The organism is Micromonospora sp. WMMD1082 (assembly GCF_029626175.1).
In the GTDB taxonomy this organism is placed as follows: domain Bacteria; phylum Actinomycetota; class Actinomycetes; order Mycobacteriales; family Micromonosporaceae; genus Micromonospora.
The window spans coordinates 7,402,628-7,424,091 of record NZ_JARUBM010000002.1; the positions used below are offsets into that span (position 1 = coordinate 7,402,628).

Sequence of the window (21,464 nt, forward strand, 5' to 3'; positions counted from 1 at the left end):
AGTAATGACTTGCCTATCAAGCCTGGCGGCGTTGGGCTACCGTGCTCGCGTGCAGGTTCCCGGCTGGCTCGACGACACGCGCACCTCGTACGACACCGTCGCGGTCAGCTACGCCGAGGTGCTGCGCGATGCTCTCGCCCGCGAGCCGTTCCAGCGGGGCATCCTGGCGCTGTTCGCCGAACTCGTCCGCGCCCAGGGCAACGGGCCGGTTGCCGACATCGGCTGCGGTCCCGGCCGGATCACCGCCCACCTGCACCGCATCGGCCTGGACGCGTTCGGCGTCGACCTGTCGCCCGGGATGATCGACGTGGCCCGCCGTGACCATCCCGGCCTGCGCTTCGAGGTCGGCTCCATGACCGGCCTCGACATCGCCGACGGCTCCCTGACCGGAATCCTCGCCTGGTTCTCCCTGATCCACGTCCCCGACGACGAGGTGCCCACCGCCCTCGCGGAGTTCCACCGGGTCCTGCGGCCCGGCGGGGTCGTGCTGCTCGGCTTCCACTGCGGCGACGGCAGCCGACTCAAGACCGAGGGCTACGGCGGCCACCCGATGAACGTCTACGTCCATCATCGCCGGCCGGACCGGGTCGCCGCGTGGCTTGCGGCGGCCGGGTTCACCGTCGAGGCGGAGCTGGTGCACCACCCGGCGCCCGACATCGAGGGCGCCTTCGTCTTCGCCCACCGGTGAGCGGGCGGCGGCTCTCGTCCGCACCTGGCGGACCGGCGACCGGAGTGGCCCCACTATGCGGTTCGCGCATCCGCAGTCGGCGGATGGAGTTACCGTGAGCTGTAAGGCTCTCGCACGTCCCGTCATTCTCTCCTCGTCGGAAGGTGTGCCGTGGCGAACGAGGCTCGTCGGCCCACGCCGGCCGATCCAATGCCCCAGGCGACGCGTCCAGGCGACATACCCAGCGAGACGGTACGGAATCTGCCGCCGGAGCTGGGGCCGGATGCGGTGGGCGTGCTCGACCGCCGGACGTTCGTCTTCTCCAACGCCGCCGGGGACGTGCCGGCGGGCTCGATCGGCGGGCTGGTGCACAACGACACCCGCCTGCTGAACCGGTGGGTACTCACGATCTGCGGGTCGCCCCTGCTCGTCCTGAGTTCCGGCACGGTCGAGGACTACTCGGCGGCGTTCTTCGTGGCCAGTCCCGAACTTCCCGGCCTACAGGCCAACGCCATCGGGGTACGCCGGCAGCGGTTCATCAGCAATGGCATGCACGAGCGTCTCGAACTGCAGTCGTACGCCGGGGAGCCGGTATCGATCCAGCTGCGGTTGGCGGTGGGTACCGACTTCGCGGACCTGTTCGAGATCAAGGAGACCGTCCGGGACCGTTCCCACCAGATCACCCGGTCACATGCCCGTGATGGGTCGCGGCTGGAATTCACCTACCGTAACGGCACCTTCGAGGTCCGTACGCGGGTCCTGGCGGATCCGCCGGCCGATCAGGTGGACGGGGACGTTCTGGTGTGGGAGCTGCACCTGGCGCCCAACCAGGAGTGGCGGTGTGACCTGCAGGTCCCGCTGCACTACGACGAGGTGCAGATCGGGCCGGCGGAGCGAGGCTTCGGCGAGGCCTTCGACGTCGAGCAGGACGACCCTCTCGTCCGTTGGGAGCACGCCAAACCGGTCCTGCAGTCAGACTCTGACCTGCTGCGCGACGTGTACCACAAGTCGGCCCTGGACCTGACTGCCCTGCGAACCGAGATCCGCCTGGAGAACGAAACCGTCGTCCTGTTGTCGGCCGGGTTGCCGTGGTTCCTCACCATCTTCGGCCGGGACACGCTGATCACCGCGTACCAGACGATGGGTGGCGGGCCGGATCTGGCCCGCGGCGCCCTTCTCGCCCTCGCCGGGCATCAGGGCACCGAGTGTGACGACTTCACCGACGAGGAACCGGGCAAGATCCTGCACGAGTACCGGTCAGGTGAGCTGACCAAGCTCGGCCTCAAACCCCACAAGCCGTACTACGGCACGGCGGACGCCACCCAACTGTGGCTGATCCTGCTCTCCGAGTACTGGCGCTGGACCGGCGACGACCAGTTCGTCCAGGGCCTCCGCGACAACGCCTACGCCGCCCTGCGCTGGATAGACGAGTACGGCGACCGCAACAACGACGGCTACGTCGAATATGCCACCCGCTCACCCCAGGGGCTCGGCAACCAGTGCTGGCGCGACTCCTGGGACGGTGTCCTGTTCTCCACCGGCGCCATGCCTGTCCTGCCCATCTCCACCTGTGAGATCCAGGGCTACACGTACGACGCCAAGCTCCGCTTCGCCGAACTCGCCGACGGTCCGCTCGACGACCCCTCCCTCGCCCGGCGACTCCGTAGCGAAGCCGCGGACCTCCGCGACCGGTTCAACCGTGACTTCTGGATCGACGACCGCGGCGGTTACTACGCCCTCGGCCTCGACGGTGACAACCGACAGATCGACATGATGACCTCCAATCAGGGCCACCTGCTCTGGAGCGGCATCGTGCCCACCGAACGCGCCGCCATCGTCGCCGGCCAGCTCATGTCCGACCGCCTCTTCTCCGGCTGGGGCGTCCGCACCACCGCCACCGACGACCCCGCCTACAACCCCATCGGCTATCACCGAGGCACCGTCTGGCCGCATGACAACTCGATCATCGCCTGTGGCCTCGCCCGGTACGGCTTCCGCCAGGAAGCCAACCGGATCGTCACGGCCATGCTCGACGCCGCACAGTTCTCCGGATGCCGTCTTCCCGAGGCCTTCTCCGGCTACGACCGGTCCTTCGGGCGCGCCCCCGTTCCCTATCCGACCGCCTGCAACCCGCAGGCCTGGGCCAGCGGCGCACCGCTGCTCTTCCTCCGCACACTGCTCGGCACGGAACCCAGGAACCATCAGCTCACCCTCGACCCCGAGATCCCGCCCGAGATCGGACGGATCCGGATGACGAACGTGTCGGCCTTCGGCTCACGGTGGGACATCGAGGCGACCACCACCCAGTCCTACATCCGCCTAGCCCCCTGAACCACCGGCGAGGGCCGTACGCGGGTCGAGGAGCTGGCCCTGTGCGTACGCCGTGCGGAAGGCTGCGGGGCCGAGCGCGTCGATCGCCGCGGCGCGTGCCCTGTCGAGGTCGGCCGCGTCGTCGGGATCCGGCACCTGGCCAAGCACCGCGAACGCGGCATCCGCCGCACCGATCAGCCGCGCCGCACGCTCCTGATCGTCCTCGGCCGAGGCGAGCGCGACGCCGGCCAGGCAGACGTACGGAACGAAGTCGGCTCAGCCGTTGCGGAACACCCGCTCCCGGCCCTCGGCGAACAGGTCCCTGGCCACGTCGAGATTGCCCAGACCCAGCTCACAGAACGCGAGGTTGTGATATTCCGAATTGACCGTCTCGGGCTGGTCGAGCGCCTCGTTGAGCGCGATGCTCTCCCGGTACAGATCCCGGGCACGGCGCAGGTCGCCGGACATCCGCGCCACGGCGGCCAGCACATGTCTCGGCCGTTCCTCCAGGCTCCGGTCGCCGGAGCGCAGCGCGACCGCGAGCGCCTCCTGCGCCCGGGCCTCCCCGCCCGGCAGGTCACCGCCGCGGATGGCGACCCGGGCCAGGCTGTACCGGGCCTCCACCTCGCCCGCCGGGTCGCCGGCCGCCTGAGCCCGCTCGATCTCGGCCTCGCTCATGCGCACCACCGCGTCGGTCTCACCACGTCGGAAGGCCGAGCGCACACGCTCACTGAAGTTCATCTGTCCTCATCCATCGTGGCACCTCGGTGGTCACTACAGGTTCCTCTCTCGGACGGCGGTGAGCAGCCGATCCACGGTCTCCCGGTCGGGCTGTTCCGGCAGCGCGGTGGTGGCGGTCGCGTCGGCGAGCTCGACGAGCAGGTCCGCCGCCCAGGCGTCGACCGCCGCCCAGGGCAGCTCGCCGCGCCGCACGGCGAGCAGCTTCTCGCGCAGGTGCCGCACGTCGACCAGGACCTCCCCGCTACGCAACACGTGCGTACCGGCGATCAACAGCCGGATCATGTGCATAGCCTGCTTGTGGTTCGTCTCGCCGGTGCGCTCCCGGCGGGCCGCCACCCGGTTGAGCTGGTCCCGGGCGTAGCCGCCGTACGTCTGGGCCACCCGACTCGACAGGAACGCCCGCCGCGCCGCCAGCAACCGTTCCCCGTCCACGGTGATCGTCTCGATCAGCGGGGACCAGAGCACCTCAAGAACCGTCGGGTTGCCCTGCAGGGCGAGCAGACAGAAGCGCTCGAACTCCCAGGAGAACTGCTCCGCCGCCGGCCCGTCCAGGTGGGTGGGCGGCTTGTCCAGGTGCCAGAACGCGCGGGTCGGTGCCACGAACACACCACGCCGGTCGTAGTCGGAACCCGACACATCCAGCCCATACGCCCGCGACCCGACCACAACGGCCAGGGCGGTACGCCGCTCGACAAGATCGATCACGTCCGGCAACGCTACCCAAGTGCCAGCCGAGACGCGCGGCCCACTCTCGGCCTGACCCGGCCGCTCGGGCCCCGTCATCGTGGGAACAGTCCAGCTGGTGACGGTCGGCTTGCACGGACGCGGCCGCGGATCAGACACGGCCTGACCGAACCAGGGAGCACGCGTCAGGCCGCCGGTGCGTACCCACCGCCCTGCGCGAACCACCCAGATGCGTCCTGGCCAGCGGCTTTACCGCCTTCGCCGGCCGCACCTGGGTAGCGTTTCGAGTGGGCGATACTGGGTTTGAACCAGTGACCTCTTCCGTGTCAAGGAAGCGCGCTCCCACTGCGCCAATCGCCCGTGTTGACCGCCGGCACCCGTGGGTGCGGTCGGACCGCGAGCGGACGACGGGACTCGAACCCGCGACCCTCACCTTGGCAAGGTGATGCGCTACCAACTGCGCTACGTCCGCACGCCCCGTCGGTGCCGGGGACGGTGGCAAGTCTACCCGATGACAAGATCGTCGAGGGCAGCGCCCCCGAGCCCCGGCACGGCCGTGGTTGCGCCGCTCGGCGCCGGGGTACAGACCTCCCTCGACAGCACACCGCATCCCCTGGGCAAAGGAGGCTGTCATGGGTATCGGCACCAGTATCTTCCTGCTGGCGCTCGGCGCCGTCCTCACCTTCGCGGTCAACGCCAGCATCGGCGGGCTCGACCTTGACGTGGTCGGGTGGATCCTGATGGCCGCCGGCGTGCTCGGCTTGATCATGACGACCCTCGTCTGGGGCCGCCGCCGTCAGGTGATCGCCACCACGGAGGAGCCGGTGGAGTACCGCCGGGTCGAAGAGCGTCGGGACGCCGCACCGCCGCTGTGACTCGATGGCGCGGCGGCCGGACATGCGCAGCTGCCCGTGGGACGACCAGCAGTTGGGCTCACCCTGGCCAAGCCCTGTCCGGCGCGGACCCTGTTCTCGAAGGATGAGATGCGGACGCGAGATCTTGGACAGTTTCCGTCCAGCGCTGACGGGAACTGTCCAAGATCTGGACCCGATGCCGTAGCCGGCCCCGGATTGCCCGTTCACGGTTGCATGACGGGGCACCAGCGCACCCGCACCGCGATCGGCCGCATCGACGCCGGCCACCCCGCACCCTGACGCACGCACACCTCCGCCTCCACCTGACACCGATCCGGCCGCTTGACGCGTGCCGTCCGGGGTGTCAGTGTTATCTGACACCCCCTGTCAGACAACACTGACACCCGGAAGGGAGCCGGACGCATGGCCCAGGCCCCGCCCACGGGGGAGCAACTGCTGTTGATGCTCACCGCGCTGGCCAGCCCGCACCGGCTGCGGATCGTCGCGGCACTCGCCACGGGACGCAGCTACGTCAGCCAGCTGGCCCGCCGGCTGGGAATGAACCGGCCCCTGCTCTACATGCATCTCCAGCGTCTGGAGGCGGCCGGCCTGGTCGTCGGCGAACTGGAGACGGCCCGGGACGGCAGCTCGGTGAAGTACTTCGAGGTGGTGCCGTTCGTGCTGGCACTCACCCCAGAGGTGGTCGCCGGGGCCGTCGCGACGCTGGATCTGCCGGACTCGGGAGTGGCCGCGCCGGCAAGGAACGGCCCGTCAGCGGGCGAATCGGGAGAGGAAACGAACACGTGACCAGACTGTTGGCAGCCGAGCTGGACATCGCGCAGACCGCCACGATCACGTCGGCCGCGTTGGCGGTCGCGCTGGCCGCCGTTGTCGGATTCGTCAGCCTGGGCTTCTACCGGGCCCGGCGGAGCACGGCCGGCGAGGCGGCCTACCACGCCCTGGTCGAGCGGGTCGTCGATGCCGAGACCCGCTCGGCGGAGGCCACCGCCGCGGCCCTGGAGGAACTGACCGGGTTACGCGCCGAAGTGCGTGGCGCCCGCGACGAGATGACCGAGGTCAAGCGGCGCCTGGCCGAGTTGGAACGGCTGCTCAGCCAGATCGGCTGAGCAGGAGCGGCGGCACCTCCACGAGAAGGAGCGGCATGAGCGGCAGTCCGCGGTGCGCCCGGCAGTGGTCCGCCCGGCCGGCGGTGGTGGCGACCGGGAGCGGTCCGGCGGCCGGTGCGCCACCGCCGGCCGAGGCGTGGCCCGGTCGTGAGACCGAACGCCACCGCCGTCCTCGACCAAATCTCGATCCACCGATCAAGCCCGGGTTCGTATGATCGGAAAGACTTGTCATCGTTGGGCAGGGTAGTGCGCCGGGTGTCGCATGTCGGTCGTCCACCGCGTCCTCGACTACGCGTCCTGCTGCGGTAGTCAGGGTCACTCCCCTGGGCCAGACCACGAGAGGACGACCATGCCTACCGTCAGCCACACGATCGATATCGACGCACCCGCGAGTCGCGTCTGGGCAATCCTCACCGACACCGCCGCGTACCCGGAATGGAACCCCTTCATGATCGCGCTCGACGGCGACCTCGTCCCCGGATCGCGGCTGTCCGTAACGATCGCTCCGCCCGGTGCGAAGCGGCAGCGCTTCACTCCCACTGTCACGGCCGTGGAGCCCGAGCGGCGGCTCGCGTGGCTCGGCCGCCTGCTCATCCCTGGCATCTTCGACGGCGCACACTCCTTCGAACTTGAAGCCCTCAGCCTTGCATCGACCCGGTTCACCCAGTCCGAGCGGTTCTCCGGGGTGCTCGTGCCGATGGTGCGCGGCCTGTTGCGCTCGACCGAGGCAGGCTTCGCGGAGATGAACTCAGCACTCGCCGCCCGGGCCGAGGCGTGACAGGCGTTGGCGTCGTCCAGCGCGTCGAGAACGGTGTCATCGCGGCCCTCGCCATGACGGCGGCAGCGCTGCTGTACCCGAAGTGGTGGTGGATGCCGCTTGCGGCGTTCGTGCTCTTCGACCTCTCCGCGCTCGGCTACCTGCGCTCACCCTCTGCGGGCGCCTTCTTCTACAACCTCGTCCACAACTACACCGGGCCAGCGCTCGCCGCCACCGCAGCACTCCTCACCGCACCCTCGCTGTCGGCGCTGTCGACGGTCTTCGGCCTGGCTGCCTGCTCGTGGGCGTTTCACATCGGGGCGGATCGGGTGCTCGGCTACGGCCTCAAGCATTCCGAGGGGTTCACGCACACCCACCTGGGGCGAATCGGTCGCGGCCGCCGCTGACCGTGCGCGCGGCCGCCATCCCGAATCCTCAACGCACCGTGCCCGGGGTGAGCGACAGCGTGCGTGCGATCTGGTGGGTCGACTCGCCGTGCCGCCCGGCGCGCAACACACCGAGTTCGCGATCGGTCAGCGACGATCGCTTCCGAGAACGCGCCATCGCGGGAGGGTCCATCGCCTGGGGCACGAGAGCTGGCCGCGCTCGGGCCGACATCGCGGCGATCGTGCGCGGACCAGGCTGCGGCGGACGCGCCCGTCGGGTTCGCGGCGGTCACAGGAAATAGGGTGTGCTGTCGTCGGCTGATTCTGCGACGGCAGCGGAACGGGAGGGGGCTGACGTGGGGCGGGTCAGACCAGGAGACGGCCATGCATTGCCGCGCTATCGCTGGTGGCAACTGTTCTCGCGTTCCCTGTTCCATCTGCGTCTCGACGGCGAGGGCGGGGCTTCGGAGACGTGGTCCGTCGACGTCAGGCACGGGGGTGACTCGAACGGCGAGGTGTACGTCCAGCTCTATCTCGACGGCGTGAATCAGGCTCGCGCGAAGCCTCCCGCCTCGTTCCCGGTACCCGGTGGCCTCATCGAGGTCGTCACCAGCAATTACGGCCTCCGCCGCTGCCACTACGTCACCCCGGACGGGACGCAGCGGCAGCTCGTGCCCGATCCCGCCGCTACCGAGGGGCGACGTGCCCGCCTGGCACGGGACCACCCGGCGCTGAGCCGTGGCATCGGATTCGCATCGGTGATCGTGCTCGCCTTCTCCCTCCTGCTCGGCGTGCCGCAGATCGTCGAGCAGATCACGCAGATCCCGCCCATCGCGGAGCGGATCGGCACATTCCTCAGTCCCTTCCACCTCCCGGCGTGGGCGAACATCTCGCTGGTCCTGGCAACGCTCGTGGCGAGCACCGAGCGGGCACTCCGGCTGCGCTACAACTCGATCCTGGACAGCGGGCTCTTCGGCGGCGACTGACAGGTGCGTGACCTGGTCCCGCCGCCACGGTTGGCGCTCGCAGCCGTCACCGGATTGACAGCGGAGACGCGATGATCATTCGCACGGCGGGGACGATCCCGCTCGGATCGGGGTGAGGGGCAGCGACGTGACGGTGAGATCCCGAGAGCGTCGCGGGAGGAACCGGAGGCCGTCATCCGCTCGACGGCCCGGCCCTTGATCAAATACGAACCGCTGACACGGTTCGCGTACGGCTACCTGTGGTGGGCGATACTGGGTTTGAACCAGTGACCTCTTCCGTGTCAAGGAAGCGCGCTCCCACTGCGCCAATCGCCCTTGCTGTTATACGAGGTGGGGACGGGATTTGAACCCGCGTACACGGCTTTGCAGGCCGTTGCCTCGCCTCTCGGCCACCCCACCGAGGTTGCCCCCGTCACGCGTGGCGGCAGCTCCGAGCGGACGACGGGACTCGAACCCGCGACCCTCACCTTGGCAAGGTGATGCGCTACCAACTGCGCTACGTCCGCATGCCCCCGGTGTTTCCGGTGACGGATGAGAACTCTAGCCGAGCGGCGGAACGGTTGCCAAATCGGGTTCCCATCCCGGCGCGTCCGAAATCCGGCCACCTGACCCTCCTAGGAGACTGCCCCGGCATCACGGCTGCCGGGGCAGCGCGCGGGCGCCGGGCAAGTGTCCGGCTTCCGACTGTCGCAAGCCAGATCAACCAGGGTTTGGTGACCGGCCGTATCCGTCTCGATCAGATACGGTGACGGGCGTGACGAGACGTGCGGCCGAGATCCGCCTGGATGCCCTGCTGCGCACCGCATGTGACGTGATCGGGCAGCGCGGGTTGGCGAACACCCGCACGGCGGACGTGGCGCAGGCCGCCGGGGTGAGCCAGGCGCTGGTCTTCTACCACTTCGCCACCAAGGAACGGCTGCTCGCCCAGGCCTTCGCGTACGCCGTCGAGCAGGATCTGGCCCGGCTGGACGCGGTGACGCGCTCCAACGCCCCGCCGTTGACCAAGCTCCGCCGGATCCTGCGGCTCTACACCCCGGCCGGGCGGGCCACCTCCTGGTCGATGTGGATCGACGGCTGGGCGGAGTCGCTGCGTACTCCCGAACTGGAGAAGGTCTCCCGCAAGCTGGACCTACGCTGGCGCCAGGATCTCGCCACGGTGATCTCGGACGGGGTCCGCGAGGGCGTCTTCGAATGCGCGGACCCGGCCGGCGCGGCCTGGCGGATCAGCGCGGTGATGGACGGCCTCGCGGTGCAGCTCGCGGTGCACGACCGGGTGATCTCCCGCCGGCAGTTCGCCGAGTGGGTACGCCTGGTGACCGCGCGCGAGCTGGGGCTCGACCCCGCCCAGCTGGAGTAGCCACCCGCGCGGTCACCACGGCGCGCCCACCGCCGTGCGACGAGCGCGCGGCCGCCAGCCCGGATAACGGGCGCCAGCCCAGACAACAGCGGTCAGCTCAGGTAGCGGCCGTCGCGGGGTACGGTCCGCCAGCGCCCGCGAGGTCCGGGCTGCTCCTCCCATGCCGTGACGGTCGCCGCACGGCCGTCGACCACGGCCTCCGGCTCCCGGTTCAGGTGCCGCAGCCGCAGCAACAGGCCGACCCCCAGGAAGAGCAGCAGGCCGCCGAGAAGGAAGGCCGCCTCGGTCAGGCCGAACCCGCCGCTTCGCGACACCTGGCTGCCCGCCGCACCGGCGGCCGGCGGGGCGCTCGCCGCATCGGCGTACTCCGCGTCGTCGGCGAGGTCGTTCTCCTCCTCGAACGGATCCACCGTCGGCACCTGCACCGGCTCCTCCGTCGGCTCCACCGTCGGCGCCTCGGTCGGCTCCACCGTCGGTACCTCGGACGGGGTCGGTGCCGCGGTCGTGGGTCGGGCCGCCGCACGCCGGCCGACCACCTCGCGGGTCGCGGTCTGGCGGGCCAGCAGCTCGGAATTCTCGTCGAACGCCTCGGCCGCGAGGCTGACCTGGCCCTGGCCGGCGTCCTCGGCGAACGCGATCCGGTACTGGGCGGTCACGGTGCGCCCCGGGCACAGGGTGCCCGGGTCGAGCTGGCGATCGGTCAGCCGCGCCGTGTCACCCTCGGCACGGACCTCCACCGGGAACGGACCGGTCTCCTCGATCCGCTCCACCCGCATTTGGTCCAGCCGCAGCCCCTGCACACCCAGCACCATCGACCAGCGCACCTTGATGCAGCCACCCTGGTCGGAGCGGGACACCACGGCGGAGACCGTCGCCACCCGCCCTCCGGCGGTGAACTGGTCCGGCAGCCCGCTGAGTTCGGTGGCGAACGCCGCGTGCGCCGGGCCGGCCATGGCGACGTCCACTCCGGTGAGACATGCCAGCGCGACACCGATCCGTAGCGTGTACCGCCACAGTCTCTTCACGATCCGCCTCCCGTTGGTCGCCTCCATTCGCCACGCTAGGAGCGTCCGAAGCCAGCCGGTAGACGGGCGTGTTCGCACGCATGGTGAAGCAAGATGCCCGTTTTCACGTACGGTATTGAACCGCTCACGACGCACCCGCGACACGCCGCCGGGCGTGACGATGGACAATCACCGGGTGTCCGCGCTCTCCACCGCCTTCGTCCGGCTGCACGCCCGGCTCGCGCCCGTCGCCTTCGTACCCGAGGTGCGGCTGCATCAGGCGGACGAGCCGGTCGGGTTGTGGGAGCTGACCGAGGGTGAGTTCCGCAGCGACCGGCCGCCGCCGTTCTGGGCCTTCGCCTGGGCCGGTGGTCAGGCCCTCGCCCGCCATGTCACCGACCACCCGCAGCTGGTCGCCGGCCGCCGGGTGCTCGACCTGGCCTCCGGCTCCGGCCTGGTGGCCATCGCCGCCGCCCGGGTCGGGGCCGCCGCCGTGCGCGCGGTGGAGGTCGACGACCTGGCCGTCGCGGCGGTCGCGCTCAATGCCGAGGCCAACGGGGTACGCGTCGACGCCGAGCTGGGCGACATCCTCGACGGTGACGCGGGGGACGCCGAGGTCGTCCTCGCCGGGGATGTGTTCTACAGCGAGGCGATGGCCAACCGGGTGCTGCGGTTCCTGCTCCGCGCCGCCCGATCCGGGGCGTCGGTGCTGGTCGGCGATCCCGGTCGGGCCTTCCTGCCGCACGACCGCTTCGACGAACTCGCCCGCTACGACGTGCCGGTCAGCGAGGCGCTGGAGAGCGTACGGGTGAAGCGCACCACGGTGTGGCGGTTGCGCGCGGGACGGCCGAGGCCGTCCGACTAGCGTGACGCCGTGCTCTTCCGCAGCTGGGAACCGGCCTCCGGGGCAACCGAAGGTGCCGGCCGCGACGCGGCCCGGCCACCCGACGCGGCCCGGTTCCCGGACGTGGTCCGGGTCGCCGATCACGTGGGCGTCGCGCATCTGCTGGTGACCCGGCACGCGCTGGTGCGTGAGGTGCTCACCGACACCGCGACGTACCGGCCGGACAACGCCCTGGACGCGGTCACGCCGATGCCGGTGGCCGCGCTGCGGGTGCTCGCCGCCCACCGGTTCCGGCTGCCCCCGACGCTGGCCAACAACGGCGGTGCGAGTCACCCCGCGATCCGCGCCCTGGTGGCCGACGCCCTGCACCCGACGCGGGTGGCCGCCCAGCGGGACTGGCTGGCCGGGCTGATCCGGCAGCGGATCGCCGACCTGGACGCCACCCTGGACACCGGTGCGCCGGTGGACCTGCACGCCGCGCTCGCCGCCGACCTGCCGCTGCTGGTCCTGGCCCGGCTGGTCGACCTGCCCGACACTCCGGTCGCCGCGGTGAAGGAGTTCGCCCGCGCCGCGCTGGAACTCTTCTGGGCGCCGCTGGACGCGGACCGGCAGCGGGTCCTCGCCGCCGAGGTCGGGCGCTTCCACCGGCTGCTGCGGGAGTTCGCGGCCACCGGTGACGGGTTGGCCGGGTCGCTGCGGGCCGCCGGGCACCCGCCCGACGTGGTGGTCGGCGCGCTGTTCTTCCTGCTGGTCGCCGGCCAGGAGACCACCTCGCAGTTCCTCACCCTGCTGATGCACCGGCTGGTCGGCGAGCCGGCGGTGCTCGCGGGGCTGCGCGACGGTTCCGTACCGGCCGGCGACGTGGTCGAGGAGGGGCTGCGGCTGGAGCCGCCGATCGTCACCTGGCGACGGGTCGCCGCGGTGGACACCACGCTGGGCGGGACGCCGGTGCCGGCGGGGACCAGCGTGGTGCTGTGGCTGGCCCGAGCCGGCCGCGACCCGGCCGTGGTGTCGTCGCCGGCGGAGTTCCGGCCGGGGCAGCGCGGGTCACGCCGGCACCTGGCCTTCGGGGCGGGCGCACACCGCTGCCTCGGCGACCAGCTCGCCCGGATGGAGGCCACCACGCTGGTCACGGAGGCGGCACCGCTGCTGGCCCGGGTGCGCGTGGTTCGCCCGCCGCGCTACCCGGACAATCTCACCTTCCGGATGCCCGACGCGCTCATCGTCCGCCGCTGAACCGGGCGGTACCCGACGAAGGTCAGTACCGGTGGACGCCTCAGCTGATCTCGTCGGCCCAGGAACGCCAGTCGTCGAGCACGCCGTACAGCCCGGGGGTCAGCCAGCCCGGGGCGGACCGCCGGAACACCCCCGGGTCCATCGCGCCGGCACCGGTGGGCAGCGCGCCGAGCAGGTTCGGCAACAGGTCGCTGAGGTTGGCCCAGTGCACCAGCTCGGGTTCGGTCGGCCAGGCGCCGATCACCACGCCGGCCGGCACGGCCCGCCGGTCGAGGGCCTCCAGGGTGAGCGCGGTGTGGTTCAGGGTGCCCAGGCCGGCGCGCGCCACCACCACCGCCGGGGCGCCCAGCGACACGGCCAGGTCGGCCACCGTCCACGGCTCCCCCGACGGTCGCAGCCCCATCGGTACGAGCAGCCCACCGGCGCCTTCGACCAGCACCAGATCGTGCTTGTCGGCCTCCTCCCGGATGGCGTCGACGGCGGTGTACAGCTCCAGCGGCGGCAGGTCGGCCACCCGGGCGGCGGCCAGCGGGGCAAGCGGGTCCGGGAAGCTGGCCAGCGTACGCCCGGTCATCGGGGCGGCCAGCCGGGTGACCGCCTCGACGTCGCCGGGCTCGCCGGTGGCCGTACCGGTCTGGCCGGGTTTGATCACCGCCACCCGCAGCCCCGCCGCCTGCGCCGCGGCCGTGATCGCTGCGGTCACCACCGTCTTGCCGACCTCGGTGTCGGTCCCGGTGACCAGCACCGGTCCCCGCCACTGATCCGTCATGGCGCGCATTCCACGATGACCTCCAGGGCGCGTGCGAAGTCCGCCTGCGGCACCCCCGCGCCGATGGTCAACCGCAGCCGGGAACGGCTGTCCGGGGTGGAGGGCGGGCGGAAGCAGCCGACCGCCACTCCCCGGTCCCGGCAGGCGGCGGCCCAGGCGGTCGCCGCCTCGGGGCCGGGTGCGGTGACCGAGACGACCGCGGCGCGCGGGGCGGAGACGTCAAGGCCGGCGGCGCGCAGCCGGCGTACCGCGAGGGCGGCCCGCTCGGCCAGGTCGGCGCGCAGGTCGTCGCCGGAGCGCGCCAGCCCGACGGCGGCGTGCACCCCGGCGGCCACCACCGGTGGCAGGGCGGTGTCGTAGATGAAGGTCCGCGCGGTCTCCACCAGATGCCGGATGAACTCGGCCGGGGCGGCCACCACGCCGCCCGCGCCGCCGAGCGCCTTGGACAGGGTGGCGGTGACCACCACGTCCGGTTCGCCGGCCAGCCCGGCGCCGGCCACCGCGCCGGCACCGGCCGGGCCCGTCACGCCGAGCGCGTGCGCGTCGTCGACCAGCAGCACCGCGCCGTGTTCGCGAGCGATCGCGTGCAGCCGGGCCAGCGGGGCGAGGTCACCATCCACCGAGAAGATCGACTCGGTGACCACCACCGCCGGTCGGCCCGGCGCGGCCGCGAGGGCCGCCGCGACCGCGGTGAGGTCGGCGTGCGGGGTCACCACCGTCTCCGCGCCGGAGATCCGACACCCGTCGATCAGGCTGGCGTGGTTGTGCGCGTCGGAGACCAGCAGCGTACGGGGGCGGACCAGGGCCCGGATCGCGCCGACGTTGGCCAGGTATCCGGAGGAGAAGACCAGCGCCCGGTCCGTGCCGAGCCAGCCGGCGAGGGTGTCCTCCAGCGTGTGGTGGGCGTCGGTGGAGCCACGGACCAGCCGGGATCCGGTCGCCCCCAGCCCGTACGCCGACAGTGCCCGCGCCGCCGCGGCAACCACCTCGGGATGCGCGGCCAGGCCCAGGTAGTCGTTGCCGGCCAGGTCGACCACCTCGTCGTCGGCGGCGCGCGGATGCAGCCGGCGGGTCAGTCCCGCCTTCGCCCGCAGCTCGGCGCGGCGGTCCAGTGCCGCCAGCCAGTCCGCCACCGCCACGTCCCTTCCCGCCGTTCCCACCCGTCAGGCGCTTCCGCCGGGCGAAGTTACCACCCGACCGGCCCGCACCGGCGTGGCGCCGTACGGCTCGCCGCGCCACCGGCCCGGGCGTCACCAGCCGACCCGGCAGCAACTCCGGTCCGGGCCGGCAGCGCCTCCGGCCTGCGGTCGCTCCGGCCCGCCGGCGGCCGGGTCGGGCCTGCCGGCGCGGCGGCCTTGTAGGGTACTGCCATGCCAGAGATCCTCGACCAGGCCCGGGCCCAGGTGCTGCACAACGGCGTCGGTCTCGACGAGGCCGGTGTCCTCGCCGTGCTGAGCCTGCCCGACGAGCACCTGTCCGACACGCTCCAGCTCGCCCACGACGTGCGGATGCGCTGGTGCGGCCCGGAGGTCGAGGTCGAGGGCATTGTCTCGCTCAAGACCGGCGGGTGCCCGGAGGACTGTCACTTCTGCTCGCAGTCCGGCCTGTTCACCTCGCCGGTACGGTCGGTCTGGCTGGACATCCCCTCGCTGGTCGAGGCGGCCAGGCAGACCGCCGCCACCGGGGCGACCGAGTTCTGCATCGTGGCCGCGGTACGCGGCCCGGACGCCCGGCTGATGACGCAGCTGCGCGAGGGGGTCGCCGCGATCAAGGCCGAGGTCGACATCCAGGTCGCCGCCTCGCTCGGCATGCTCACCCAGGAGCAGGTCGACGAGCTGGTCGAGATGGGTGTGCACCGCTACAACCACAACCTGGAGACCTGCCGGTCGTACTTCCCGAACGTGGTCACCACGCACTCCTGGGAGGAGCGGTGGGAGACCCTGCGGATGGTCCGCGAATCCGGCATGGAGGTCTGCTGCGGCGGCATCCTCGGCCTCGGTGAGACGGTGGAGCAGCGGGCGGAGTTCGCCGCGCAGCTGGCCGAGCTGGACCCGCACGAGGTCCCGTTGAACTTCCTCAACCCCCGACCCGGCACCCCGCTCGGCGACCGCCCGGTGGTGGAGGGCAAGGACGCGCTGCGGGCCATCGCCGCGTTCCGGCTGGCCATGCCGCGCACCATTCTGCGGTACGCGGGCGGCCGGGAAATCACCCTGGGTGACCTCGGTACCCGTGACGGGCTGCTCGGCGGCATCAACGCCGTGATCGTCGGCAACTACCTGACCACCCTCGGTCGGCCGGCGACCGAGGATCTCAAGCTGCTCGACGAGCTGAAGATGCCGGTCAAGGCGCTCTCGGCGACCCTGTGATGCCGACCGCCGACCGCGAGCAGGCCGGGCCGGCGGTGGGGTCCTGGTGCGACCGGTGTGGGGAGGCCGCGTCGGCGGGGCCGCACGCCGGTTGCGCGGCGGCCCGGGCGTTGGAGCCACCCCGGTACTGCCCGCACTGCCGCCGCCGGATGAAGGTGCAGGTGCTGCCGGTCGGCTGGGCGGCGGTCTGCGTCGCGCACGGCGAACGGCGAGGCTGAGCACGATGCTGCGGGGAGAGGTCGTCACCCTGCGGCCGGCGGCGGCCACCGATGTGGCGAGGCTCGCGGCGATCCGGGCCGAACCGGAGGTACGCCGCTGGTGGCGCGGCGGCGACGACCTGGTCGCCGCCGTCGAGGCGGATCTCGCCGACGAAACCCTGTCGGTGTACGCGATCGAGCACGACGGCCGGGTCGTCGGCGCGATCCAGTCGTACGCCGAGGACGATCCGGACTACCGGCACGCCAGCGTCGACATCTTCCTCGACCCGTCGGTACGCGGCGCCGGGCTGGGCGGGGACGCCATCCGCACCCTGATCCGCCATCTGATCGACGCCCACGGCCACCACCGCTTCACCATCGACCCGGCGGCGGCGAACACCGCCGCGATCCGGGCGTACGCGAAGGTCGGCTTCCGGCCGGTCGGCATCCTGCGCCGCTACGAGCGCGGCGACGACGGCCGTTGGCACGACGGTCTGCTGATGGACCTGCTCGCCGACGACCTGCGCTGAACCGCACCTCGCCGCCGGCTGGCGACCAGACGCGTCAGGAGGCGGTGCAGGTGGCGCCGTTGAGGGTGAAGGTCGACGGTCTGGGGTTGCTGCCGGTGTGCGTACCGTTGAAGCCGATGCCGGCCGACGCGCCCGGCGCCAGGGTGCGGTTGTAGGACAGGTTGGTCGCGGTCACCGCCGTACCGCTCTGCTGGAAGGTGGCTCCCCAGCCCTGGCCGACCCGCTGCCCGGTGCCGGGGAAGGTGAACGCCAACGTCCAGCCGTCGACCGCCGCCGTGCCGGTGTTGGTGATCGTGATGTTCGCGGTGAAGCCGGTACCCCAGTCGTTGGTGCCGTAGGAAACCCGACAGGGCGAGGCCGGCAGCGGCGCGGAGGTGGTCACCGTCACCCGCTCCGAGGGCGGCGAGACGTTGCCCGCGGCGTCGATCGCCACCACGTAGAAGTAGTACGGGATCTGCGGCTCCAGCTCCGTCGCCTCGTACGTCGTGTCGGTGACCGTGTCGAGCAGGACGTCGACCAGGGCCGGCCCACGGTAGACCCGGTACCCGGTCACGCCCACGTTGTCGGTCGACGGGGCCCAGGTGAGCGTCGCCCCGGTCGCAGTGATCGCCGATGCCGTCAGCGAACCGGGCGCGGTCGGCGGGACCGTGTCCCCGGTGTCGGTGAACGGTGTGGTCACGGTCAGTTTCGCCGACCACGGGGAGCGGTTGCCGGCCTGGTCGATGGCCTGCACCTGGATCTCGTAGGTGCGGGTTGGCGAGAGCGTGACCACCAGCGAGTTGGTCGTGGCGAAGGAGTACGAGTACACGTCACCGCCGACCATGTAGACGCTGACCTGGTAGCGGTCGATCCCGCTGCCGGTGTCGGTGGAGGCCGCCCAGGTCAGGCTCGCCGACCGGGAGGTGACCTCGGTCGCCACCGGGGTGCCCGGGGTGCTCGGCGGGGTGGTGTCGCCGGCTGCCGGCGTGGGCTCGGCGCCCCACACCACCGCCCCGCCGGAGTAGAGCGGCACCGTCGGGTTGGGCCCGGTGGTCGCCTGGTACGACGGGTCGTTGCTCGGATCCCAGGTGCCGCCCTCGGGCACCCCGACCTTGAACTGCACCTCCATCCGGTGCGGCGACTGCCCGGCGGGGGCGATGGTGTGCCCGGTGCAGTCGACCTCGACGTACCAGAGGTCGCCGCCGGCCTGCCGGGCGGTGGTGGGTGCCGGGCAGCCCTGCGTGTAGCCGGGGGTCACCTGCACCGGTCCGGTGCCGTCGGGGCGGAAGTAGTAGCGGAACGTCGCGTCGGTCAGCGCGCGGGCCGGGAAGGCCGACTTGTTGTAGATGATCGCCTTGATCGCGGTGGCCCGAGGCTCGTTCTGCATGATCGTGGTCTCCACGGTCAGCTCGTCGATGTCGGGCTGTTCGGGCACCGGGAAGTTGGCCAGCGGAGTGCCGCCGTACTCCTGGGTCAGCCGGGCCAGCGCGGAGGTGAAGCCGGCGTTGTAGTCGGTGGCGACCTCGTTCATGACGTAGTCCGAGCGGCTGTCGGTGTACGCGTCGTTCGGCGCGGACGGGCCGCCGACCAGCGCGCCGTAGAGGGTGTGCCGGGTCTCGGTGGGCACGGTCATGCTGTCCCACCATGAGCCGTGCGCGGTGCGGTGATGCGGATTCCTCGGCGGGTTCGCGCCGAAGCCGATGACGTAGCTGGAGTTGCGCGGGTTGTCGCCGAGCGCATAGTTGATCTGCCGGACGGCGAAGTCGTGGTAGCGGGCCTTGCGGGTCGCGTCGGTGATGTTGTCGCTGTAGACCAGCGCGGCGAACGCGGTGTTGGCGGCGTAGCGCAGGGCGCCCCACGAGTCGAGCACGGCCATCCCGCCGGGCGAGTACCGGACCCGTTCCCCGTCGACGCCGACCGTCCAGAAGTCGAGCCACCGGTTGGCGTCGTCGACGTACTTCTGCTTGCCGGTCAGGTTCGCCAGCAGCACGTACGCCCCGAACTGCTTGTTGTCCCAGGCGACCGTCCACTTGTAGGAACGGGTGGAGGTCTGCGGTTCGGTGCCGAGTTGGTCGTACTCGCTCTCCGCCTTGGCCAGGTACGCCGCCTCGCCGGTGGCCCGGTACAGCCAGATCGCGCCCCACACCAGCTCGTCCTGCCACCCGCTCCAGGAGCGGTAGAAGTTCGTCGCGTCGGTGATGCACTCGTGATAGCTCCTGCGTACCGTGTCGGCGAACGTGTAGAGCTGCCGCGCGTGGGTCAGCAGCCTGTCGGCGTACGCGGCGTCGGTGGGCCGGAAGACCATGGACGACGCGGCCAACGCCGCCGCCGTCTCCCCCGCCAGGTCCGCGCCGCCACAGCTCGCATCGATCTTGTACGCGGGCCGCGCCATCGGCATCACCTCGGCCGGCCCCCACCACTTGTGGTCGTCGCCCCGACCCACCTGTCCATAGAGGACGTTCGGTGACGGGTGCGCCTTGACGAAGTAGTCGTTGACGAAACGCAGATTGTTCAGCAGGTGGGTCAGCTGACCGGAGGCGGCGTACCCGGACCGGTACTCCACCGCACCCCAGGCGAGCATGGTGGCGCTGAAGGCCATCGGAAAGCCGAACTTGACGTGGTCGCCGGCGTCGTACCAGCCACCGGTGAGGTCGACCCCCACGTCGGCGCCGTCGCGCAGTGCGGAGTCGCCGCGCCACGACACCCGATTCCACTCCGGTAGCGTCCCGGACTGCTGCGCCTCGTAGAACAGCAGCGACTTCTGCAACGCCTCCGCGTAGTTGAACGCCGGCGCGACAGCGGGCTGGGCCCCGTCGGATCCGCCCCCGCCGACCGGCCCGGCGGCGGCGCCGGTCGCGGGTACGCCGAGCGCGAGCGCGAGCCCGGCGGCCAGCGCCGTGACGACGGCCAGCAGTCGGCGCGGCCAGGGCTGGTCGGGGCGGCGAGGCCAGGGCTGATCGGCCCGGCGAGGCTGGTCCGCCCGGCGAGGCTGGTCGGCGCGGCGAGGCTGGTCGGCGCGGCGGAGCCGGGGCCACGGTTGGTCGGCACGACGCGGCCAGGGCTGGTCCGGGCGATGGTTCGGTCGGTGCCGGTTGGCGCGGGCGCGGCGCGGCCGTGGGTGGTGATGCATGCGACTGCTCCTGTCGATGCGTGGCGGGCAGCATCGACCAGACGCGTGGGCGCGTCGGAGTGGACGGCTGCCGACGGAGGTGGCGGTGCGAGGTGGCTTCAACAGGAGCGGGAGCGCTCCCATGGATACCCAGCAATGTAATGCCCGAGTCACCGCTTGTGAAGAGCCACGCCACCGGCCCCCGGCACACCAGGCCGCACACGCCGGAACGTACGCCACACAGGGGCACGCGTCCCGCCGCACGAGCAAATCTTGGACAGTTGCCGTTCCGCGCTAACGGCACGCCCGGTTGGGCTTGCTGATCGTTTGCCGCCGAGTGACTCGACGCGCCGCTGTGCGAGTCACTCAACCGCAAACGATCGTCCACGGACCAGTCCCCGGCCAAGCGATGGGCAGGGCTCCCGCACCGGGGGCCCTGCCCACCTCACCGTCCTCCGCACCGGAGGACGGTCGTCTGATCCGCCGACCAACCCGCCCTCAGCCGCTGGTCTCGGCCGGTGCCGGCACCTGGGCGGCCAGGGGCATGGTCATGGTCAGCAGGGCACCGTCCCGCTCGATCGTGGTCGGCCGGGACAGTCGGCGCAGCGTACGCAGCATCGGTGCGTTGTCCGCCTGGACGTGCAGCACCAGCGCCGCGTAACCGGCCGACTCGGCCTGCCGGGTGAGCCGGCGCAGCAGCGTCGAGCCCAGCCCGCGCCGCTGCCAGTCGTCGCGCACCAGCAGCGCCAGCTCGGCCTCGTCGCCCTCGGCGAGCAGGTTGGCCATCGCGACGACCGACTCCGCCGCCCCGCCGGAGCCGGTCGTCGCGGCGATCAGGGTCAGCCCACGGACCGGCTCCAGCAGCCGGCGCAGGCGGGCCGGGGAGGGTTGGCCCGCACCTCCCAGGTAACGACGCTGCCGGCTGGCCGCCGAACAGGCCTGGTGCAGCTCGACCACCGACGTCAGGTCGTCCGCGACGGCGGGGCGTACGATCAGCTCGGCACCGTCCGGCAGAACCACGGTGACCTGCTCGGTGCTGCGACGGGCCGCCGTGGCACCCAGCTCCAGCAGCGCCTGCGCCCGGGCGTACTCCGCCGGGGTGAAGCTCGGCGCGACCCGGCGCAGCAGATACGACCCGCCGTTGGGATCGGCCAGCGACATGGTCAGATCGTCGATCCCCGGGCGGGCGGCGGCGGGTGCGGGCCGCCAGGTCACCTCGTCGGCGCCGAGCAGGGCCCGGAGCACCTCGCCGGTCGCGTCCGGGTCGTGCACCAGCCGGGTGGCCAGCCCGAGCACCCGGGTGGGCTGGTCGGCCAAACCACGCGCCTCACTGCGTGCCACCCAACAGTCCCGACCCCGCCCCCGCTCGACGGCGGCGAGGAGATCCGCCTCGTCGAGAGTGTCCGGCGCGTCGACGAGGAAGTCGTCGACGGCACCGCGCTCGGTGGTGTGCACCTGCACGGTGAGGATGTTGACTCCGCGCAACGCGAGGCTCGCCGTGAGCACCGACAGGTAGCCCGGCCGGTCGTCCACGGTGGCTCGGATCCGCCACAGCGTCATC

General features: G+C 71.7%; 23 protein-coding genes and 5 tRNA genes. 14 read left to right on the forward strand and 14 right to left on the reverse strand.

Annotation, left to right across the window (positions count from 1 at the left end; genetic code table 11):
• The first annotated feature begins 4 nt into the window (after positions 1 to 4).
• Together O7615_RS34090 and O7615_RS34095 are read left to right on the forward strand one after the other, a co-directional pair.
• The gene (locus O7615_RS34090; protein ID WP_278181905.1) at positions 5 to 688 is read left to right on the forward strand and encodes a class I SAM-dependent methyltransferase; all 684 of its coding nucleotides are present in this window, start codon (positions 5 to 7) and stop codon (positions 686 to 688) included.
• A gap of 150 nt (positions 689 to 838) precedes the next feature.
• Positions 839 to 2,998, forward strand: a complete 2,160-nt coding sequence (locus O7615_RS34095) for a glycogen debranching N-terminal domain-containing protein (protein ID WP_278181906.1) — start codon at positions 839 to 841, stop codon at positions 2,996 to 2,998.
• On the opposite strand, the gene O7615_RS34100 is transcribed toward O7615_RS34095, so the two are convergent.
• The 5 genes from O7615_RS34100 to O7615_RS34120 form a co-directional block, all read right to left on the reverse strand.
• Positions 2,987 to 3,133, reverse strand: a complete 147-nt coding sequence (locus tag O7615_RS34100) for a hypothetical protein (RefSeq protein WP_278181907.1) — start codon at positions 3,131 to 3,133, stop codon at positions 2,987 to 2,989. The two genes, O7615_RS34095 and O7615_RS34100, sit on opposite strands and share 12 nt — an antisense overlap.
• Positions 3,134 to 3,253: 120 nt before the next feature.
• Positions 3,254 to 3,655, reverse strand: a complete 402-nt coding sequence (locus tag O7615_RS34105; RefSeq protein ID WP_278181908.1) for a tetratricopeptide repeat protein — start codon at positions 3,653 to 3,655, stop codon at positions 3,254 to 3,256.
• 96 nt (positions 3,656 to 3,751) lie between these two features.
• Positions 3,752 to 4,423 (reverse strand): nucleotidyltransferase domain-containing protein, encoded by a 672-nt coding sequence (locus O7615_RS34110; RefSeq protein ID WP_278181909.1) that lies wholly within the window; start codon positions 4,421 to 4,423, stop codon positions 3,752 to 3,754.
• A gap of 267 nt (positions 4,424 to 4,690) precedes the next feature.
• Positions 4,691 to 4,762: transfer RNA gene (locus O7615_RS34115), tRNA-Val, on the reverse strand.
• Positions 4,763 to 4,801: 39 nt separating this feature from the next.
• Positions 4,802 to 4,874 (reverse strand) — tRNA-Gly (locus O7615_RS34120).
• A 160-nt stretch (positions 4,875 to 5,034) separates the two neighbouring features.
• On the opposite strand from O7615_RS34120, the gene O7615_RS34125 reads away from it, so the two are divergent.
• The 5 genes from O7615_RS34125 (at position 5,035) to O7615_RS34145 (ending at position 7,547) form a co-directional block, all read left to right on the forward strand.
• A complete protein-coding gene (locus O7615_RS34125) occupies positions 5,035 to 5,277 on the forward strand; it encodes a DUF6458 family protein (protein ID WP_278181910.1) in 243 nt (80 codons plus the stop codon).
• Positions 5,278 to 5,679: 402 nt separating this feature from the next.
• A complete protein-coding gene (locus O7615_RS34130; RefSeq protein WP_278181911.1) occupies positions 5,680 to 6,063 on the forward strand; it encodes a winged helix-turn-helix domain-containing protein in 384 nt (127 codons plus the stop codon).
• The gene (locus O7615_RS34135) at positions 6,060 to 6,383 is read left to right on the forward strand and encodes a hypothetical protein (protein WP_278181912.1); all 324 of its coding nucleotides are present in this window, start codon (positions 6,060 to 6,062) and stop codon (positions 6,381 to 6,383) included. The genes O7615_RS34130 and O7615_RS34135 overlap by 4 nt, the downstream gene beginning before the upstream one ends.
• 349 nt (positions 6,384 to 6,732) lie before the next feature.
• Positions 6,733 to 7,161, forward strand: a complete 429-nt coding sequence (locus O7615_RS34140) for an SRPBCC domain-containing protein (protein WP_278181913.1) — start codon at positions 6,733 to 6,735, stop codon at positions 7,159 to 7,161.
• On the forward strand, positions 7,158 to 7,547 hold the full coding sequence (locus O7615_RS34145; RefSeq protein ID WP_278181914.1) for a DUF4260 family protein: 390 nt from the start codon (positions 7,158 to 7,160) through the stop codon (positions 7,545 to 7,547). The genes O7615_RS34140 and O7615_RS34145 overlap by 4 nt, the downstream gene beginning before the upstream one ends.
• A gap of 28 nt (positions 7,548 to 7,575) precedes the next feature.
• Here the strand turns inward: O7615_RS34145 and O7615_RS34150 are convergent, their stop codons facing one another.
• A complete protein-coding gene (locus O7615_RS34150) occupies positions 7,576 to 7,704 on the reverse strand; it encodes a LuxR C-terminal-related transcriptional regulator (RefSeq protein WP_278181915.1) in 129 nt (42 codons plus the stop codon).
• Between the two features lie 127 nt (positions 7,705 to 7,831).
• Between O7615_RS34150 and O7615_RS34155 the strand changes: the two genes are divergently transcribed.
• Positions 7,832 to 8,512, forward strand: a complete 681-nt coding sequence (locus O7615_RS34155; RefSeq protein WP_278181916.1) for a hypothetical protein — start codon at positions 7,832 to 7,834, stop codon at positions 8,510 to 8,512.
• A 240-nt stretch (positions 8,513 to 8,752) separates the two neighbouring features.
• On the opposite strand, the gene O7615_RS34160 is transcribed toward O7615_RS34155, so the two are convergent.
• The 3 genes from O7615_RS34160 to O7615_RS34170 all read right to left on the reverse strand — a co-directional run bounded on the left by O7615_RS34160 (position 8,753) and on the right by O7615_RS34170 (position 9,018).
• Positions 8,753 to 8,827: transfer RNA gene (locus O7615_RS34160), tRNA-Val, on the reverse strand.
• Between the two features lie 13 nt (positions 8,828 to 8,840).
• A tRNA-Cys gene (locus tag O7615_RS34165) sits at positions 8,841 to 8,911 on the reverse strand.
• A 34-nt stretch (positions 8,912 to 8,945) separates the two neighbouring features.
• Positions 8,946 to 9,018, reverse strand: a tRNA-Gly gene (locus O7615_RS34170).
• A gap of 248 nt (positions 9,019 to 9,266) precedes the next feature.
• Here O7615_RS34170 and O7615_RS34175 point away from each other — a divergent pair.
• Entirely contained in the window at positions 9,267 to 9,869 is a 603-nt protein-coding gene (locus O7615_RS34175; RefSeq protein ID WP_278181917.1) for a TetR/AcrR family transcriptional regulator, read from the forward strand.
• Positions 9,870 to 9,961: 92 nt separating this feature from the next.
• Here the strand turns inward: O7615_RS34175 and O7615_RS34180 are convergent, their stop codons facing one another.
• Entirely contained in the window at positions 9,962 to 10,894 is a 933-nt protein-coding gene (locus O7615_RS34180) for a hypothetical protein (protein ID WP_278181918.1), read from the reverse strand.
• Between the two features lie 175 nt (positions 10,895 to 11,069).
• On the opposite strand from O7615_RS34180, the gene O7615_RS34185 reads away from it, so the two are divergent.
• Positions 11,070 to 11,738: a 50S ribosomal protein L11 methyltransferase gene (locus O7615_RS34185; protein WP_278182339.1), complete on the forward strand. Its 669-nt coding sequence runs from the start codon at positions 11,070 to 11,072 to the stop codon at positions 11,736 to 11,738.
• 102 nt (positions 11,739 to 11,840) lie between these two features.
• Positions 11,841 to 12,953 carry a cytochrome P450 gene (locus O7615_RS34190; protein ID WP_278182340.1) on the forward strand — a complete coding sequence of 371 codons (1,113 nt, stop codon included), beginning with the start codon at positions 11,841 to 11,843 and terminating at the stop codon, positions 12,951 to 12,953.
• Between the two features lie 40 nt (positions 12,954 to 12,993).
• Here O7615_RS34190 and bioD read toward each other — a convergent pair whose 3' ends face one another.
• Both bioD and O7615_RS34200 read right to left on the reverse strand, forming a co-directional pair.
• Entirely contained in the window at positions 12,994 to 13,731 is a 738-nt protein-coding gene (gene bioD, locus O7615_RS34195) for a dethiobiotin synthase (protein WP_278181919.1), read from the reverse strand.
• Positions 13,719 to 14,855: an 8-amino-7-oxononanoate synthase gene (locus tag O7615_RS34200; protein WP_278181920.1), complete on the reverse strand. Its 1,137-nt coding sequence runs from the start codon at positions 14,853 to 14,855 to the stop codon at positions 13,719 to 13,721. Before O7615_RS34200 ends, bioD begins: the two co-directional genes overlap by 13 nt.
• 237 nt (positions 14,856 to 15,092) lie before the next feature.
• On the opposite strand from O7615_RS34200, the gene bioB reads away from it, so the two are divergent.
• From bioB to O7615_RS34215, 3 genes are read left to right on the forward strand one after another with little or no spacing between them, the layout of a single operon-like run.
• Positions 15,093 to 16,088, forward strand: coding sequence for a biotin synthase BioB (gene bioB, locus O7615_RS34205; protein ID WP_278181921.1), 996 nt, complete (start codon positions 15,093 to 15,095; stop codon positions 16,086 to 16,088).
• Positions 16,088 to 16,306 (forward strand): hypothetical protein, encoded by a 219-nt coding sequence (locus O7615_RS34210; protein WP_278175037.1) that lies wholly within the window; start codon positions 16,088 to 16,090, stop codon positions 16,304 to 16,306. Before bioB ends, O7615_RS34210 begins: the two co-directional genes overlap by 1 nt.
• A 5-nt stretch (positions 16,307 to 16,311) precedes the next feature.
• Positions 16,312 to 16,815, forward strand: a complete 504-nt coding sequence (locus O7615_RS34215) for a GNAT family protein (RefSeq protein WP_278175038.1) — start codon at positions 16,312 to 16,314, stop codon at positions 16,813 to 16,815.
• Positions 16,816 to 16,849: 34 nt separating this feature from the next.
• On the opposite strand, the gene O7615_RS34220 is transcribed toward O7615_RS34215, so the two are convergent.
• Positions 16,850 to 19,924, reverse strand: a complete 3,075-nt coding sequence (locus O7615_RS34220) for a glycoside hydrolase family 9 protein (protein ID WP_278175039.1) — start codon at positions 19,922 to 19,924, stop codon at positions 16,850 to 16,852.
• Positions 19,925 to 20,401: 477 nt separating this feature from the next.
• The gene (locus O7615_RS34225) at positions 20,402 to 21,463 is read right to left on the reverse strand and encodes a GNAT family N-acetyltransferase (protein ID WP_278175040.1); all 1,062 of its coding nucleotides are present in this window, start codon (positions 21,461 to 21,463) and stop codon (positions 20,402 to 20,404) included.
• Between the last annotated feature and the right edge of the window lies 1 nt (position 21,464).